Annotated in this window: 20 protein-coding genes; 12 read left to right on the forward strand and 8 right to left on the reverse strand. The window is 27.8% G+C overall.

The window, feature by feature from the left end:
• Nucleotides 1-27 precede the first annotated feature (27 nt).
• Nucleotides 28-1,389 (reverse strand): SLC13 family permease, encoded by a 1,362-nt coding sequence (locus FPD38_RS02420; protein ID WP_147555201.1) that lies wholly within the window; start codon nucleotides 1,387-1,389, stop codon nucleotides 28-30.
• Nucleotides 1,390-1,577: 188 nt separating this feature from the next.
• On the opposite strand from FPD38_RS02420, the gene mapA reads away from it, so the two are divergent.
• From mapA to FPD38_RS02450, 6 genes are all read left to right on the forward strand, one after another.
• A complete protein-coding gene (mapA, locus tag FPD38_RS02425; RefSeq protein WP_147555202.1) occupies nucleotides 1,578-2,225 on the forward strand; it encodes an outer membrane lipoprotein MapA in 648 nt (215 codons plus the stop codon).
• Nucleotides 2,222-2,803 (forward strand): ComF family protein, encoded by a 582-nt coding sequence (locus FPD38_RS02430; protein WP_147555203.1) that lies wholly within the window; start codon nucleotides 2,222-2,224, stop codon nucleotides 2,801-2,803. The genes mapA and FPD38_RS02430 overlap by 4 nt, the downstream gene beginning before the upstream one ends.
• A 21-nt stretch (nucleotides 2,804-2,824) precedes the next feature.
• Nucleotides 2,825-5,383, forward strand: coding sequence for a DNA gyrase subunit A (gene gyrA, locus FPD38_RS02435; RefSeq protein WP_147555204.1), 2,559 nt, complete (start codon nucleotides 2,825-2,827; stop codon nucleotides 5,381-5,383).
• Nucleotides 5,384-5,444: 61 nt separating this feature from the next.
• The gene (locus tag FPD38_RS02440) at nucleotides 5,445-5,960 is read left to right on the forward strand and encodes an LPP20 family lipoprotein (RefSeq protein ID WP_147555205.1); all 516 of its coding nucleotides are present in this window, start codon (nucleotides 5,445-5,447) and stop codon (nucleotides 5,958-5,960) included.
• A complete protein-coding gene (locus FPD38_RS02445) occupies nucleotides 5,936-6,382 on the forward strand; it encodes a hypothetical protein (RefSeq protein WP_147555206.1) in 447 nt (148 codons plus the stop codon). The genes FPD38_RS02440 and FPD38_RS02445 overlap by 25 nt, the downstream gene beginning before the upstream one ends.
• 56 nt (nucleotides 6,383-6,438) lie before the next feature.
• Nucleotides 6,439-7,641, forward strand: coding sequence for an ABC transporter permease (locus tag FPD38_RS02450; protein WP_147555207.1), 1,203 nt, complete (start codon nucleotides 6,439-6,441; stop codon nucleotides 7,639-7,641).
• Here FPD38_RS02450 and FPD38_RS02455 read toward each other — a convergent pair whose 3' ends face one another.
• Genes FPD38_RS02455 through FPD38_RS02465 form a run of 3 tightly spaced genes read right to left on the reverse strand, consistent with a single transcriptional unit; the run spans nucleotide 7,642 to nucleotide 9,062 of the window.
• Nucleotides 7,642-8,199, reverse strand: a complete 558-nt coding sequence (locus FPD38_RS02455; protein ID WP_147555208.1) for an SCO family protein — start codon at nucleotides 8,197-8,199, stop codon at nucleotides 7,642-7,644.
• Between the two features lie 3 nt (nucleotides 8,200-8,202).
• Nucleotides 8,203-8,652 (reverse strand): hypothetical protein, encoded by a 450-nt coding sequence (locus FPD38_RS02460; protein ID WP_147555209.1) that lies wholly within the window; start codon nucleotides 8,650-8,652, stop codon nucleotides 8,203-8,205.
• The gene (locus tag FPD38_RS02465; protein WP_147555210.1) at nucleotides 8,652-9,062 is read right to left on the reverse strand and encodes a copper chaperone PCu(A)C; all 411 of its coding nucleotides are present in this window, start codon (nucleotides 9,060-9,062) and stop codon (nucleotides 8,652-8,654) included. Before FPD38_RS02465 ends, FPD38_RS02460 begins: the two co-directional genes overlap by 1 nt.
• A 129-nt stretch (nucleotides 9,063-9,191) precedes the next feature.
• On the opposite strand from FPD38_RS02465, the gene FPD38_RS02470 reads away from it, so the two are divergent.
• From FPD38_RS02470 to FPD38_RS02480, 3 genes are read left to right on the forward strand one after another with little or no spacing between them, the layout of a single operon-like run.
• Nucleotides 9,192-10,160 (forward strand): L,D-transpeptidase family protein, encoded by a 969-nt coding sequence (locus FPD38_RS02470; RefSeq protein ID WP_261798277.1) that lies wholly within the window; start codon nucleotides 9,192-9,194, stop codon nucleotides 10,158-10,160.
• Entirely contained in the window at nucleotides 10,160-11,167 is a 1,008-nt protein-coding gene (locus FPD38_RS02475; RefSeq protein ID WP_147555212.1) for an alanine racemase, read from the forward strand. Before FPD38_RS02470 ends, FPD38_RS02475 begins: the two co-directional genes overlap by 1 nt.
• 35 nt (nucleotides 11,168-11,202) lie before the next feature.
• Nucleotides 11,203-11,412 carry a hypothetical protein gene (locus tag FPD38_RS02480; protein ID WP_147555213.1) on the forward strand — a complete coding sequence of 70 codons (210 nt, stop codon included), beginning with the start codon at nucleotides 11,203-11,205 and terminating at the stop codon, nucleotides 11,410-11,412.
• Here the strand turns inward: FPD38_RS02480 and FPD38_RS02485 are convergent.
• The 4 genes from FPD38_RS02485 to hemB are packed head-to-tail and all read right to left on the reverse strand — an operon-like array spanning nucleotide 11,409 to nucleotide 15,496.
• Nucleotides 11,409-12,677, reverse strand: coding sequence for a (Fe-S)-binding protein (locus FPD38_RS02485; RefSeq protein ID WP_147555214.1), 1,269 nt, complete (start codon nucleotides 12,675-12,677; stop codon nucleotides 11,409-11,411). The genes FPD38_RS02480 and FPD38_RS02485 overlap by 4 nt on opposite strands.
• Nucleotide 12,678: 1 nt before the next feature.
• The gene (gene hemN / locus FPD38_RS02490) at nucleotides 12,679-14,034 is read right to left on the reverse strand and encodes an oxygen-independent coproporphyrinogen III oxidase (protein WP_147555215.1); all 1,356 of its coding nucleotides are present in this window, start codon (nucleotides 14,032-14,034) and stop codon (nucleotides 12,679-12,681) included.
• On the reverse strand, nucleotides 14,021-14,506 hold the full coding sequence (locus FPD38_RS02495; RefSeq protein WP_147555216.1) for a DUF2603 domain-containing protein: 486 nt from the start codon (nucleotides 14,504-14,506) through the stop codon (nucleotides 14,021-14,023). The genes hemN and FPD38_RS02495 overlap by 14 nt, the downstream gene beginning before the upstream one ends.
• Before the next feature lie 9 nt (nucleotides 14,507-14,515).
• Nucleotides 14,516-15,496, reverse strand: coding sequence for a porphobilinogen synthase (hemB, locus tag FPD38_RS02500; protein WP_147555217.1), 981 nt, complete (start codon nucleotides 15,494-15,496; stop codon nucleotides 14,516-14,518).
• A gap of 69 nt (nucleotides 15,497-15,565) precedes the next feature.
• On the opposite strand from hemB, the gene ribA reads away from it, so the two are divergent.
• The 3 genes from ribA to FPD38_RS02515 are packed head-to-tail and all read left to right on the forward strand — an operon-like array spanning nucleotide 15,566 to nucleotide 17,068.
• Nucleotides 15,566-16,126: a GTP cyclohydrolase II gene (gene ribA / locus FPD38_RS02505; protein ID WP_147555218.1), complete on the forward strand. Its 561-nt coding sequence runs from the start codon at nucleotides 15,566-15,568 to the stop codon at nucleotides 16,124-16,126.
• Nucleotides 16,123-16,704 (forward strand): 16S rRNA (guanine(527)-N(7))-methyltransferase RsmG, encoded by a 582-nt coding sequence (gene rsmG / locus FPD38_RS02510; protein WP_147555219.1) that lies wholly within the window; start codon nucleotides 16,123-16,125, stop codon nucleotides 16,702-16,704. Before ribA ends, rsmG begins: the two co-directional genes overlap by 4 nt.
• Nucleotide 16,705: 1 nt before the next feature.
• On the forward strand, nucleotides 16,706-17,068 hold the full coding sequence (locus FPD38_RS02515; protein WP_147555220.1) for a hypothetical protein: 363 nt from the start codon (nucleotides 16,706-16,708) through the stop codon (nucleotides 17,066-17,068).
• Nucleotides 17,069-17,086: the final 18 nt, after the last annotated feature.

Raw genomic sequence — 17,086 nt, forward strand, 5'->3', positions numbered from 1 at the left:
TTTTTTAGTCCAAAAAGGACTAAAAAATTAAAGCCAAAAGAAATAAGCAATAATAGCTATGCTAATTGAGCAAAATATATTAAGTATAATTCCAACTTTAACCATTTCTTGTTGTTTTATATGTCCTGTCCCAAAAACTATAGCATTTGGTGGTGTTGCAACTGGTAACATAAATGCACAAGAAGCTCCTATAGCTATGATTAAGGCAAGCCCTAAAGCCGGTACTCCTAAAGTTTCTGCAATAGAAATAAACAATGGTATTAAAAGAGCAGCTGAAGCAGTATTGGAAGTAAATTCAGTTAAAAATACTATAAAAAATGCTACGACTAATCCTATGATAAACAAATGTCCATCTTCTATAAATGAAATAATTGTATCAGCCATGACTTTGCTAGCACCTGAATCTTTTAAAATAACACTTAAGGTAATTCCACCACCAAAAAGTAGCAAAACTCCCCAATCGGTATTTTTTTGGATACTTTTCCAATCAATTACTTTAAAAACACATACTAAAACAGCAGCAAGCAAGGCAATAACAGCATCAAGATTAGCTATTTTGTGACCAAAAGTTGCTTCTATATAAGGAGAAATTTTTCCGCTAAAAATCCAAGCTAATGCCACGACTAAGAATATAACCAAAGTAGTAATTCTTGGTTTAGTAAATTCTACATAATCAGTATGAAGATCAATTTTAGCATTGAATTTAGGCTTAAATACACAATATAAAATGAAAATCATAGTTGGTAAAAAAACCAAAACCATAGGAATTCCATATTGTAGCCATTGTGCAAAAGTAATGTTAAGTTGAGTAGCAGCGATAGCATTTGGCGGTGTTCCAATTATAGTTCCTATACCACCGATACTTGCACTAAATGCGATACCTAAAAGAACAAAAACATAAGTATTTCTGTCTTTTTCTGGATCTAAAGTAGCTAGCATCCCGATAGCTAAAGGTAGCATCATAGCTGCTGTTGCGGTATTGCTCATCCACATAGATAAAAAAGCAGTGGTGATGAAAATATATAAACTTGATAGCCCTAAGTGTCCTTTTGCTAAAGAAAGGATCTTATGCGCGATCATTTTGTCTAATTTTTGATGATGCATTGCAGCAGCTAATGCAAATCCGCCAAAAAATAAGAATATATTTGAATCTGCAAATCCACTTAAAGCTTTTGGTGTAGGTAATAAACCCAAGATAATGGCTAAGATAGGGATTAAAATAGCCGTAATTGTAACATGTAAAGCTTCGCTAAGCCAAAGTATAGCGATAAATACAAGTAAAGATAAGCCTTGATTTACTTTTGTTTCTCCAAAAGGTGAAAAATAAAGCAAAGCTATGAAAAGCACTAAATCTGCTATAACAATTAGTGTCTTTGTATTTAGTTTCATTCTAAAAAGCTCCTTTTAAAAAAATGTAGTTTTGTAACATATTATAAATGAATTTTGTTTTAAAATTTGATATTTTTGTAGGTTTAAAATGTTAATGTGTAAAAAAGTAGTCTAATAAGCATGTTATTTTTGGTATAATTCTTGCTAAATACATCAAATATCAAAGAAGTTAATTTTAAGGAAAAAAAATGGTAAAAAATATATTTTTTCTAGCATTTGTTTTGTTTTTTAGTGCTTGTGCTGTTAAGCCTAAAATTCAAAATATAGCAAGGATTAATGAGACAATTAAAATTCAAGCTCAATGTTATAATCCTTCAGATCCTAAAGCTTATGAGGCTAAAATTCAAGGTTTGACCTATATTAGTGATGTGGGGCTTAAATATTGTGTTAATAAAAGAACTATAGATAAAAGTGTTGCTTTGAAAAAAGTTTATATACATAGAGTTTATGATTTGGATGAGAATTTGAAATTTTCAACTTCAAATAAAAATCGTTATTATATAGATGAAAATTTTAATTATTATTTTTATGTTTTCTTAAAAGAAGAATTAAAAAGTAGAGGTATTATGGTGGTTAATAGCACCCAAGATTCGCCTTATATTTTAAAAGTTGATTTGGGTTTTACTGATTTTTATTCAAAATTTGATTCTCACTCGCTTTTTTCTGTTATAGCTAGCCAATTAGAAATTAAAAATATCAATACTAATAAAAAAATTAATATAAAAACAAAACAGGAAGTGAAAGGTTTTAGTAAAATCAATGATTTGCCTTTTTACACTCAACTTCTTATAAGGCAAGTAGCAAATAAAGCTGCTGATATAATTAGTGCTTTGTGAGATGTTATAATTGTTATAAATTTTCCCTAACAAGTTTTTGTGCTCATTGTAAAGAAGAATTGCAAGATTATTCTTTGGGTGTAAGAAAACTTGAAGGGGGACTGAAGGTTTATTATTTTTATCATTATGATGATATAAAGCATTTATTATACGCTAAGCATCATTTTTATGGATATTTTATTTTTCATGCACTAGCAAGACTAAGCTTTGCTAAATTTAGAAATTTTTTTAATCCACCATGTTTTATCAATGTCATTGCCTTAGATGATGAAACTTATGGTAATTATTCTCATACTGCTATTTTAGCAAAATATTTAAAAACAAATTTTATTAAGCCGATGTTTTATACTTTGCAAGCAAAGTCACAAGTAAAATATAGTGGCAAAAGTTTGCATTTTAGAAAAACAAATAAAAGATTATATGAGCTTAAAAAAATTCCAAAATATCCTGTTATTTTAATTGATGATGTGGTTACTACGGGATTAAGTTTGCTTGAAGCAAAAGAAATTTTAGAAAAAAATAATATAGAGATACTTTTTGCTTTAGTTTTGGCTAATGCAAAATTTGATACACTATAAGCTTTAGTTTTAAGGAATTTTATGGAAAATATTTTTACTAAAGATCTAGATATTGAAGATATAGACATAGAAAGCTCGATAAAAAGTAGCTATTTGGATTATTCTATGAGTGTTATTATTGGGCGTGCCTTGCCTGATGCTAGAGATGGACTTAAGCCAGTTCATAGAAGAATTTTATATGCCATGAATGATTTGGGAGTTGGAAGCCGTAGTGCGTATAAAAAATCAGCTCGTATAGTAGGGGATGTTATAGGTAAGTATCATCCGCATGGAGATGTTGCTGTATATGATGCTTTAGTAAGAATGGCCCAAGATTTTTCTATGCGTTATCCAAGCGTTGATGGGCAAGGAAATTTTGGTTCTATCGATGGAGATGGTGCTGCTGCTATGCGTTATACTGAAGCTAGAATGACTATTTTAGCTGAAGAGTTGTTGCGTGATATTGATAAAGATACGGTTGATTTTGTTCCAAACTATGATGATTCTATGAGTGAACCAGATGTTTTACCTGCTAGAGTTCCAAATTTATTACTTAATGGTTCTAGTGGTATAGCCGTAGGTATGGCTACAAATATTCCTCCGCATAGTTTAAATGAACTTATAGATGGTCTTTTATATTTGATTGATAATAAAGAATGCTCACTAGAAGAAATTATGCAATTTATTAAAGGTCCTGATTTTCCAACTGGTGGAATTATATATGGTAAAAAAGGCATAATAGAAGCTTATCGCACTGGTAGAGGCAGGGTTAAAGTTAGAGCTAAAACCCATATAGAAAAAAGAGCAAATAAAGATATAATAGTTATTGATGAGCTTCCTTATCAAACCAATAAAGCAAGACTTATAGAGCAAATTGCTGATTTAGCCAAAGAAAAACAAATTGAAGGTATTGCTGAAGTAAGAGATGAGAGTGATAGAGAAGGTATAAGAGTAGTTATAGAATTAAAACGCGATGCTATGAGTGAGATTATTTTAAATAATTTATTTAAATCAACTACGATGGAAAATACTTTTGGTGTGATAATGCTTGCCATACATAATAAAGAACCAAAAATATTTTCTTTAATAGAGCTCTTAAATTTATTCTTAAATCACAGAAAAACGGTTATTATAAGAAGGACTATATATGAACTTCAAAAAGCTAGAGCTAGAGCTCATATATTAGAAGGCTTAAAAATAGCTTTAGATAATATAGATGAAGTTATAGCTTTGATAAAAAATTCGCCTGATAATCCTACTGCAAAAAATTTACTGATGGAAAAATTTGGCCTTAGTGAGCTCCAATCAAATGCTATATTAGATATGAAATTAGGTCGTTTAACAGGACTTGAAAGAGAAAAAATTGATAATGAACTAAAAGAATTATTAGCTGAAATTCAAAGACTTGATCAAATTTTAAAAAGTGAAACTTTGCTTGAAAATTTAATTAAAGATGAGTTAAAAGAAATAAAAGCTAAATTTGATGTTCCAAGAATCACTCAAATAGAAGATGATTACGATGATATAGATGTTGAAGATTTAATACCAAATGAAAATATGGTAGTAACCATAACTCATCGTGGCTATATAAAACGCGTTCCAAGTAAGCAATATGAAAAACAAAAACGCGGCGGCAAAGGTAAGGTAGCAGTCACTACATACGATGATGACTTTATAGAAAATTTCTTTACAGCAAATACTCATGATACTTTGATGTTTGTAACAGATCGCGGACAGCTTTATTGGCTAAAAGTATATAAAATTCCAGAAGGAAGTAGAATGGCTAAAGGTAAAGCTGTGGTAAATCTTATCAATTTACAAGCTGATGAAAAGATTATGGCAATTATTCCTACGACAGATTTTGATGAAAATAAATCTTTATGCTTTTTTACAAAAAATGGAATCGTAAAACGCACAAATTTAAGTGAATATCAAAATATTAGAAGCGTAGGCGTAAGAGCTATAAATTTAGACGAAAATGATGAATTAGTAACTGCTATAATAGTCACACGAGATGAAAATGAAATACTAAATTCTCAAACCGATGAAAATGAGATGTTAGATGATGAGAATATAGAAGAAAATACAAAAGGTAAAATGCTTTTTGCTGTAACCAAAAAAGGTATGTGTATCAAATTCCCACTAGCTAAAGTAAGAGAGATAGGCCGTGTTAGTCGAGGTGTAACGGCTATTAAATTTAAAGAAAAAAATGATGAATTAGTAGGTGCAGTTGTCATAGAAAATGATGAACAAGAAATTTTAAGTGTTAGCGCAAAGGGTATAGGAAAACGCACTAATGCAGGCGAATATAGACTCCAAAGTAGAGGTGGAAAAGGCGTTATTTGTATGAAGCTTACGCCAAAAACTAAAGAGCTAATTAGTGTTGTTATTGTTGATGAAAGTATGGATTTAATGGCTTTAACAACTAGTGGAAAAATGATACGAGTTGATATGCAAAGTATTAGAAAGGCAGGAAGAAATACTAGTGGAGTTATAGTGGTAAATGTTGAAAATGATGAGGTTGTAAGTATTGCTAAGTGTCCTAAAGAAGAAGAGGATGACTTTGAAAATGATACTAATGTAGATTTAAATTTAGAATAGTAAAATTCTTGGAATGCTTTTTGCTGTTTTGATAAAATCAATATAAATTGAAGGTGTTAAAATGAAAAAAATTGTTTTTATGTTTTGTTTGGTCTTAGGTTTTAGTGCATGTGCTCTAGATCAGAGAGCTTTAAATGCTAATCAGACTCAAGCTAGTACTGCTTCTAATGATGTTGTAGTACAAAAGGTTGATAAAGAGGATGTTCGTAGTATCATTAGGGAAGAAAAGATGCTTGCAAATGATACAAACACAGACAATGATTTAACTTTTACTGCAGTAGGAGAAGGTATAGCTCCACTTAACACTGTTTCAGTTGGACAAGCTTTGGCATTAGCTAAAAGAGCAGCGATTACAGATGCTTATAGACAATTAGCGAGTAAGTTGTATGGTGTGAGAGTTAATGGTAAAGACACGGTAAAAGATGCTATGCTTAAAAGTTCAACCATTACAGCTCAAGTAAATGGTTTGATTAAAAACGCTAGCGTGGTTGATCAAGATTTTAAAGATGGACTTTATAGAGTAAATGTAGAATTAAAAATTGATTCAGACAAGTGGAAAGAATTATTTGCTTATTAATTTTTTTAGCTTTTAAGGTTTTTGCTCAAGATGAATTTATATTTTGGGCAGAACTTTCTAATAAAAATTTTATCCTTTTTCATCAAAATGAAACCATCTCTATTGCTATGACTAAGAGCAAAAAAAAACAATTAGAATACGCATGTGAAATTCCTTATAATGATAAAGATTTTGCATTATTACCTCGTGATAATTTTGGCAATATTGATGAAGATAAAATGAGTAAGATGGATAAATTTAATTTTTTAAATTCAAGAAAAAGTGATTTGATTGATTGTTTTTTAAATTTTAAAATTGATGTGAAAGATTTTACCCAAACTAATTTAGCTATGATCCATAGTGAAACTTATGTTAGAATTTTACCCTTAAGATTTATAGTAGAATTTCATAATAATAGTTTTTTTATATATTATCTAAAATAACACAAAGTTAAAATTTATCACTTTAAAGATAAAATAAATAAAAACAAAGTTGTAAAATGAATAAAAGTATTCCTAGATATTTATTATTTAAATATTTGCGTTTTGACAAAGATCAGCCATTTATAATGTTATCAAAAATTTTGGCTTTTTTGGGTGTAAGTATAGGTTTGTGCGTTCTTTTGGTTGCTATGACTATTATGAATGGTTTTGATAAAGAGTTTGAAAGAAAACTTTTTACTATGAATTATCCAATATCGATTTTACCTCGTTTTGGAGCTAGCGTTGATGAGAAATTATTGCAAGATTTAAAAAATAAATTTCCAAATTTGTTATTTAGTCCTTATATTAGCACTCAAGTGATTGCTAGAAATGATTTTAAGTTAGAAGGTGGAGTGCTTTTTGGAGTCAATTTTGATGATGAGAAAAAAATCAATGATGTGATAAATCAAGCATTACAAAATAAAAATCTTCAAAAATTTGATATATTAATTGGCAGTGGTTTAAAAAATGAATTTGATCTTACATTTGATGATAAAATAACATTAATTTTTTCTAATTTAAATGCAAGTGGTTTATCTTTAATCCCACAAGTAAAGCGTTTTGATGTTAAAGCATCTTTTTCTTCTGGTTTGCTTGCTTATGATAAAGCTTATATGTATGTAGATATTAACTCTTTAGCAAAAATTTTATCATATCCAAAAGGTGTATATGATGGATTGCATGTATTTTCAAAAAAGCCTTTTGAAGATATTAAAGCTATAGAAGAATTTTTAGGAGCTAAATATCTAAGTGTAGGTTGGTGGGAGCAAAATGGCAATTTTTTTGCTGCTTTGGCTTTGGAAAAAAGAGCACTTTTTATAGTTTTGATGCTCATTATCTTAGTTGCAAGTTTAAATATAGTTAGTTCTTTATTGATGATAGTTATGAATAGACGCTCTGAGATAGCATTATTGCTTTCTTTAGGGGTAAGTAAAAATGAAATCAAAAAAACCTTTTTTTCTTTAGGATTTTTAATTGGGGGAAGTGGAATTATAGCAGGAATGATTTTAGCAGCAATTGTTTTATATGTGCTTGGAAATTTTGATATTATTTCTTTACCTAGTGATGTATATGGTATGAGTAAATTACCGCTAGAATTATCTTTGATTGATTTTCTATCAACGATTTTTGGTGCGATTTTTATAATTGTCTTATCGTCTTATTATCCAGCTAAAAAAGCAACCCAAGTAAATATTTTAGAAACTTTGAGAAATGAATAATCATTTCTCATTTAAAAATTTTTTAATCTCATTATAAAAATTTTCATAACTAATGTCACTAATTTTTTTTACAAATTTTCCATTTTCATCTAAAAGATAAAATTCGCCACTATGAGCAATGGAATATTGCATAGCAGAATTTGGAAGAGGTATTTTTTCATAAACAACCCCATAATTTTTTGTGATATTTTGAAATTCATTCTCATTTTTTGCAACTAAAGCAGTAGAATTTGGGTAAAAATATTTTACCCATTGATTAGTTTGAGTGATGTTGCTGTCTCTATTTGGATCTAATGAGATAAATAAAACATGTGCATTTTTTGCATCCATTTTAGTTAAAATATCTCCAATTAAAGCTAGCTCTGTTGGACATATATCAGGACAATAAGTATAGCCAAAATACACAATTAGCTTTTTACCGGCAAAATCTTTAAGACTTAACAAGCCTTTTTCAGAATTTAGATTAAAATTATATTTGTTATTTTGAAAATATTGATTTGAGATAAAAAAAACTCCGATTGTGATAAAAATAAGTAAGAAAAATTTCATTTTTTTCATTTTTTACCTTTTTACATCAAAATCAAAATAAAAATTGAGTGGTTTTTCATCATCAAAAAGTTCAATTCTAAAACGCATTGTATCAAGAGTGCATGAACTTAAGACCAATTTGGTATGATAGGAATTATTTATTTTTTTAAAATTTGGTACTATATCTCCCATATACATATTAAGCCCATAGACTCTAGCGTTGAGTTTGTCAAAATCACCAAGATTGCTGATGTTTAAATCAAGCTCGCTCATAGAAGTAATTGGTTTTGGATTTAAAGATATTAAAATCTTTTTCCCGTTGAAATTATATTCACACTCTTGTATGTTTAAATCACATTGTAATGGTGTGAGTGTAGTGATTAATTCCCTTTTTTTGTAAAGATTATTTGTTGGATTATTGTAAAAATAAGCTCCAGCTATCGCTAAAATAATAGCTAGGGCAAATACAATTAAATTTTTCATTATTTTTTAGGGCTTATATCCTTCAATTTTATGGTTGTATTATCATCAAAATAAAGAGTTAGGTTAGCTTTTGTGTTTTCTGTGATATCTTGTTTAAGATTTAAGGCCATAATATGCATACCACCTGGTTTTAAAATGGCACTAGAATTTGCTTTGATGGTTATTTGAGGAATTTGCACCATCATCTTTTTACCATTTTCCATAATATGATCATGAATTTCAGTAGTATCACTTAGTGAGCTATCAGCTTTTATAAGTTTTATATCCTTGTTGGATTTGTTTTGAAGTTCTAAAAAAAATGCAGTTGTTTTGGCATTTGGTGGAGTTTGTTTTACATAAGGATTGTTTATTACAATATCGCTTGCAAACAAAAATGAGCTAAATATACAAAGTGCTAAAATTTTTTTCATGCTATTTTTTCCTTTATTTTTTTAGTGTTTAGAAACATTATACACGAATAAATTTAAAAATATATTTATTGTAAAGATATTATAATGATAGCTTTAAATTTATAAATCAAAGAAAGGTTAAAGTTGTTTTTGAGAGTTTTATTTTCATTGTTATTTTTCATTATATTTGCAAATGCAAGTAATCTTGCAAAAATTTATCTTAATGAAGGTTTGGAGGCTGTAGAAAAGGTTTTAGAACAAGAGCTAGCATCAAAAGAATTTTGGACTAAAGAATTAAAAGATAAAAATATTAGCTTAGGTTACTATGATGATAATATAGCTATAGTTTTGACCAATAAAAGTGATAAAATCATCAGAGTATTTTACTATGATGATGGAAAATTAGAGAGAAAATTTATACAAAAGGATGTTTTAACAGGTTTAGCAGGGGATAAAGAAATAGAAGGAGATTTAAAAACACCTATAGGTTTTTATGAACTAGGAAAGAAATTTTATCCTGGAGATTCATATTATGGCCCTTTTGCCTTTGCTACAACCTATCCTAATGTTTTAGATAAGACTTTGGGTAAAACAGGTAGTGGAATATGGATACATGGTTATCCTTTAGATGGAACTCGCATCGATACATATAAAACTAGGGGTTGTATAGCAATCCATAATGAGTTATTAGAAGATTTTAATAAACTTATAGCAGATAGAAAAACTTATGCTATGACTGAAGAAAAAGATAAAGTAACAACTAATATTGATGAAGTTTCTACTTTGCTTGCAAATTTGTTTGCATGGAAAGAAAGTTGGCAAAATAATGATATAAAAAAATATTTATCATTTTACGATCAAAAAGTTTTTAAATACAACAATAAACATAAATTTGAACAATTTGCAAAAACAAAAGAGAGAATTTTTTCAAAAAATGAAAAAAAAGTGATTAAATTTTCAGATTTAAGTATCAGTCCTTATCCAAATGTAAAAAATGAAAAAATCTTTAGAATAGGTTTTTATGAAGATTATAGTGCTAAAAATTATAAATTTAAAGGAAATAAAGTCATTTATGTAAGATTGCAAGATGATAAAATGCAAATTTTAGCTGAACAATAATGGCTTATATAAAATTAGATCGTAAAGCTTATGAATTTAATCTTGACTTGATTGCCACAAAAGCGGGATCTTATGATAAAATAATATGTGTTTTTAAAGATAATGCTTATGGGCATGGAGCTAAAATTTTAGCTCCTATTGCAAGATCTAAAGGTATTAACTTTATAGCGGTAAAAAATGAAAATGAAGCTTTGGAGTTGCAAGATTTTTTTGACAATATTTTAATTTTATCCCATATTCCAAATTGGAATGAAAATAAAAAATTTATTTATGCTTTAAATGATAAAAATGATATAGCTAAATTTAAACCAAATACGAAAATTCATTTAGTAGTTGATACTAATATGCATCGAAATGGTATTTTAATGCATGAGTTAGAAGAGGTTTTATTTAAAATAGAACAGAATAACTTATGCTTACAAGGTGTTATGATGCATTTTGCTGGGAGTGATGAATTTGATGCGAGTTATTATGTGCAAAAACAAAATTTTCAAATTGTCAAAGAAAAGATAAAAAATATATTGCAAGAAAAATCTAAGAATATAATTTTTCATTCCCATAATTCTGAAGCTTTATTTAGAAGCACGAAATTAGCTGAAGATGAGTATTGTAGAGTAGGACTTGTGCAATTTGGCTATGCTTATTTTAATCAAAATTTAAAAAAAGTTTTAAGTTTATGGGCAAATAAAATTAGCCAAAGAAAACTAAAAAAATTTCAAGGTGTTGGCTATGGTGGAATGTTTGTTGCAAAAGAAGAAATGGATATTGCTACATATGATTTAGGTTATGGAGATGGCCTGTTTCGATATAATGGAAAAAAAGACTTTTTTTTGCCAAATGGAAAAAAAATTCTTGGAAAAATGTCTATGGATAATTTTTCTTGTGAAGATTGTGGTGATGAGATTTGTGTAATTAAAAATGCAAATGACATGGCACAATTTTTTAATACCATTAATTATGAAATTTTAGTTAAACTTTCACCTTTTTTACAAAGAATTGTAATTTAAGTTAAATTATATTAACATATTTTAAAGGATATAAAATGGAATTTTTAAGTTGGTTTATTTTAATTTTATTTTTATTCATAGTATTTTTACTGATAAATCGTTATGAAAAAAAACTTAAAATGTTGCATCAAAATATAGAAATACTCAAAAATGAATGCAAAAAAAATGGTGAAGATATAGAAAAAAATAGAATATTAATAGAAAAAAATAGATTTAATATAGAAGATATTAAAACCAAAGATTAGTTTTCTAAAATTTGGGCTATTAACTCTAAAGGATGTAAAAATTTAGTATCAATTTTTTCATGTTCTAAAGAATTTGAAATTTGCATTCTGCAAGCTGAACACTCAGCGCTTATGATTTTAACATCAACTCTTTTTATATTTTTAGCTTTTTGTATGCCAACTTGCAGAGCTTTATCGTAATTTTCTATCTGCATACTTACACCACCAAAGCCACAGCATTCATTTGAATTAGGCAATTCTTTAAAAATATAATTATTTTTAAGCAAAGCTCTTGGTTCTTTAAAAACACCTTGCATTTTTCTAGCGTGGCATGGATCATGATAGGTGATGCTGATATTTGTATTTTTTTGATTTTTTAATATTTCTTCTAAATTGGTATGCTTGTAAAAATATTTTGTTGCAAGTAAAATTTTTGATGATACTATTTTAGCTCTTTTTGTCCATTCTTGATTATTAATTGTGTTAAAAAAATGCTCATAATCAACATTTAACATTGCCGAACAAGTAGCTTCTGGAACGATGATATAATCTAGAGTTTTTAATTTTTCTTCAAAATATAAGATATTTTTTTTAGCCAGTTTCTCAACACTTTTAAAATCTCCCGTAAAATAATGTGGTGCTCCACAACATTGCTGATTTTTTAATAAATCTACATTGATTTTTAGATGTTTGCATATTTTTAGCAAAGCCAAACCTGTGTTAGTGTAAGAATAATTAGCCAAACATCCTATAAAAACTCCTATGTTTTGCGTCCCTTGATTATCTATAAAATCATCATGTGAATTTAAAAAGCTTTTTTTATTTAAAGATGGCAATAATCTATCTTTCTTGATGAGAGGGAAATTAAATTTAGCTTTCATTCCTACATTTAAATGATTTATCTTAAAAGCACAACTTTGAAAGATATATCCAAATTTAGCAAGTAAATCTAAAATTTTTCTTTTTCTTAGAAGAAAAAAAAGTATTTTTTTATACCAAGCTATACCAAATTTTTGAGCTATATCATAACGAGCTTTTTCTATAGCACTATCTACTCTTAAATGACTTGGGCAAACTTCGACACAATTGGTACATAAAAAGCATGATTCTAAAGTTTTTTTAAGATTTTCATCTAAATTTAATTCTTTATTATTATAAGCATTGATTAGATCTAAAAATCCTCTTGGAGATGTACTTTCATCGGGATTTATTTGGTGTATAGTGCAAGTTGGTATGCATTTGCCACATTTTACACAAGCATTTGAAATTTCATCAATATTTAGCATTTTAAACCGTTTTTGAAAATACTTTTTTATCTTCGCTTATTTTTTTTAGATATTTATCAAAACACATTGCGATATTTCTAATCAATAAAATTCCTGTCTCATTAACTTTAATATGCTTAGAGTCTATACTTACAAATTGTTCTAAATCTTTAAGTTGCTCTAAATCTTCTTTGAAATATTCAAAAAAATTAATTTTAAAATTTTGTTCGATTTTTTCTATATTTAGCGTAAAATTACTCATAAGTTCCATAATTACTGCTTTTCTTAAGACATCATCCTCATCAAGCATTACACCTCTTTCACAAGGTAATCGTCCTTCATCAATAGCTTTTTCATAATCTTTCATATTTTTAAAATTTTGCATATAGTGATTTTTCCCTTCACCAATGCTAGTTAAACCAATACCAATTAAATCAGTTCCACCTTTTGTGGTATAACCTTGGAAATTTCTATGTAAGGTTTGATTCTCCAAAGCTTTAAAAAGCTCATCTTGGGGTTTTGCAAAATGATCCATACCTATCATTTTATAACCATTTTGAGTTAAAAAGTTTTCACAAAATTCTAAAATTTGAAGTTTTATATCAGGAGTTGGTAAAGTTGCTTCATCGAATTTTCTCATATTTTTTTTAAGCCAAGGCACATGAGCGTAATTAAAAATAGCAAGTCTATCAGGATTGATTATAAGAGCTTTTTGCAAGGTTTGCTCAAAGCTTTCTAAATTTTGATAAGGCAAACCATAAATTAAATCCATATTAACAGAATTAACCCCCTTTTTTCTTACCATATCTACAGCATTTTTGGTAAGTTCAAAGGGTTGAATTCTATGGATTTCTTTTTGAACTTTCTCATTAAAATCTTGTACTCCAAAACTAATACGATTAAAACCATTGCTAATTAAAACATCAGCTTGTTCTTCATTTAAAAATCGTGGATCTATCTCACAACTTATTTCGCTAGTTTTGCTAAAATTGGAAAATATGCTTTTAATTTTTAAAATTAATTTTTCAAGTTGCGTGGCTGAAAAAAATGTTGGAGTTCCACCACCAAAATGCATTTGTTCGACTATTCTATTAGTATTTAAAATGGTAGCTAACAAATCAAGCTCTTTAAAAAGATATTCTAAATATCTTTCTTTACTTTCTTCTTTTGCTGTATAAATTACATTACATCCACAAAAATAACAAGCACTTCTACAAAAAGGTAGATGAAAATACAAAGACAAAGGTGCTTGTTGATTTTTTAAAATTTGTAAATATTCATTATAATTAAAATTAGTATTAAATTCCACAGCAGTCGGATATGAAGTATATCTTGGTCCAGCTTTAGAGTATTTTACAAAATTTTTATAATCTTTCATGAGTTTTTGCCTTTTGTATCATTTCTTTCATATTTAAAAATAAATTTGGGTGCTTAAGATGTATATCTTTGATGAGTTGATCTAAATCTATATTTGCTTCTTTTACACCATTTTCAACTTGTTTGCGTATTTCATCCATAGCCACAACCCATACATCGTGAAAATCTATAGGAATTTTTTGATAAATAGCTTTTTCTAATCTTAATTCAAAATTGAGTTTTTGAATTTCTTTGGCTTTTTGAAAAAAATCAATCAAAGTTTGAACCGAAAATACCGTTTTAACTTCATCATTATCATCGATTATAAACCAAGGTTCTAAATTTTGCTCACAATTGTTTTGTAATGTTAGTTTTTTTTCTTTATCGTTGATATTTTGAAGATGAAATATGGTTTGTTTACATTTTTCTATACCAAGTTGTTTTGATAAATCATCGATAATTTCTTGAGAGCTTTTTTTAATTAAATTATTCAATTTTTTCCTTTATTTTTGACTCAAAATTTTTGCAATTTCTTTTGCATGATAAGTGATGATAAGTTTTGCACCAGCTCTTTTAAAAGCAAGCATGGTTTCAAAAATCATTTTTTCATAATCAACCACTCCAGCTTTTTGCCCAGCTTTTAATAATGCATATTCTCCGCTTACATTATATACGCAAATTGGAAGTTTTGAATTTTGTGAAAGTTCTTTTACTACATCCAAATACGCAAGTGCAGGTTTTACCATCAAAATATCTGCGCCTTGTTTTTCATCTTCTAAGCTTTCACATAATGCTTCTTTAGCATTAGCAAAATCCATTTGATAAGTTTTCCTATCTCCATAGCTTGGAGTAGATTTTGCCACCTCTCTAAATGGTCCATAATAAGCAGAAGCAAATTTGGTAGAATAAGCCATAATTGGTAAATTTTCATAACCATTTTCATCCAAAGTCTTTCTTAAAGTATAAACAATGCCATCCATCATACCGCTTGGTGCAATCATATCAGCACCATTTTTAGCATGGATTAAAGCTTGTTTGGCTGAAATTTCTAAAGTTAAATCATTATCCACGCTTGTGGTTTTTGGATTTATAATCCCACAATGTCCATGGTCTGTATATTCACAAAAGCAAAGATCGGTAATGATGATTAAATTTGGAAATTTTGCTTTGATTTTTCTTAGGCTTCTTGCAATCAATCCATCATCGCTTAAAGCATCACTTCCACAGCTATCTTTTTTATCATCTTCTAAAACACCAAATAAAATAATTGCCTTTATACCTAGCAAAACCAATTCTTCGCATTCTTTTAAAATTTCATCTAAGCTCATTTGAAAAACATCAGGCATGGAAGAAATTTCTTTTTTGATATTTTTTCCATCAACAACAAAAAGTGGATAGATTAAATCATTTATATTTAAGGTATTTTCTCTGACTAAAGCTCTAATATTTTCATTTGATCTTAATCTTCTAAAGCGTTTAAACATAAATTTCCTTTTTGTTTGTTAAAATTCTTCTGATTTTAACATATTTTTTATAAAAAAAGGTAAGTGATAATGACTATACAAATTTCTGATATAGCTAAACTTCCTACACATTTTGGTGAATTTTTTATTCAAAGTTTTAAAGAAAATGATAAAGAGCATATTTGTATTTTTAAAGGTAGTTTTGATAAAGAAGTAAATATTAGAATTCATTCAGAATGTCTTACAGGGGATGTGCTAAAAAGTTTAAAATGTGATTGTGGAGAGCAACTTGAATTTTCTTTAAAGTATATACAAGAGCATGGAGGAATGATTATTTATTTAAGGCAAGAAGGCAGGGGCATAGGATTGTTTAATAAAATCAATGCTTACGCTTTGCAAGATAAGGGTTTTGATACTATAAAGGCAAATCATCAATTAGGCTTTAAAGCAGATGAGCGTAGTTATGAAATAGTCGATTTTATACTAGATCATTATAAAATTACTAAGGTAAATTTATTAACCAATAATCCTCAAAAAATTGATTCTTTAAAAGACAAGCTTAATATAAGAGTGCCAATACTCATTGATGCAAATCGTTTTAATAAAGAATATTTACAAATCAAACACACTCAAATGGGGCATTTAAATTGAATGAGTATAAGCAAAGATTAAATTTTTTAAAAGAAAAATCTTATGATGATTTTTTTTATACAATTAAACAATATAAACAAATTTTGCAAAAATTTAATTGCATCCATAATTTAACTCATTTTGCAAATATCGATGAAAACATTATAGATAGTGTTAAAATTTTAGATTTTTATGATTTACACTTTGCAAAAAAAATCATCGATGTTGGTAGTGGAGCAGGTTTTCCAGCTGTATTTTTGGCGTGTATATTAAATGAGAGTGAGTTTTTTTTATTTGAACCAAGTGCAAAAAAGGCTTCATTTTTAAGAGTGGTTAAAACTGAACTTGGTTTGTTAAATTTAAACATCATCAAAGAAAAATTACAAAATTACCCTAAATTTAAAGTTGATCTTATTTGCTCTAGAGCATTAATGGATATTGCTCCTTTAATAGGTCTTTGCGAAGGTTTTTATGATGAAAATACTACTTTTTTGCTTTACAAAGGTAGTCAAGTCTATGAGGAATTAGGACAAATTAAAAATTATAAAATTTTTAATGATAATTTTAGAAATTATTGTATATTGAAAATGAAAGGGTGATATGCTTATATTTGGATATGAACTAATTAATATGCAAAAATTTTTTCATTACAAAGAAGGTAATTTTGTAGAAAATGGTATTAATTGTTTTAAATTTGATAAAGAAAATATAAAAAAAGCAAAAAAAGAAAATATTGAATTTGCAATTTTTGTACAAAATGAAGATGAGTTAATACTTTCAAATGCCCTAGAGGCAAAATATGCTTTGATTGAAGATAAAAATCTTGCTAAAATAGCTTCAAAATTAGCTGAATTTTATATGTTTGATATGAAAATTTTATTTTTAGTAGATGAGATTAAAAACTTAAACCAATACTACAAATTAAAAATAGATGGCATATGTTTAAAAACATATATAGTTTAAATGTAATTAGTTAAGCTA

Source organism: Campylobacter volucris (assembly GCF_008011665.1).
GTDB classification, from domain to species: domain Bacteria; phylum Campylobacterota; class Campylobacteria; order Campylobacterales; family Campylobacteraceae; genus Campylobacter_D; species Campylobacter_D volucris_A.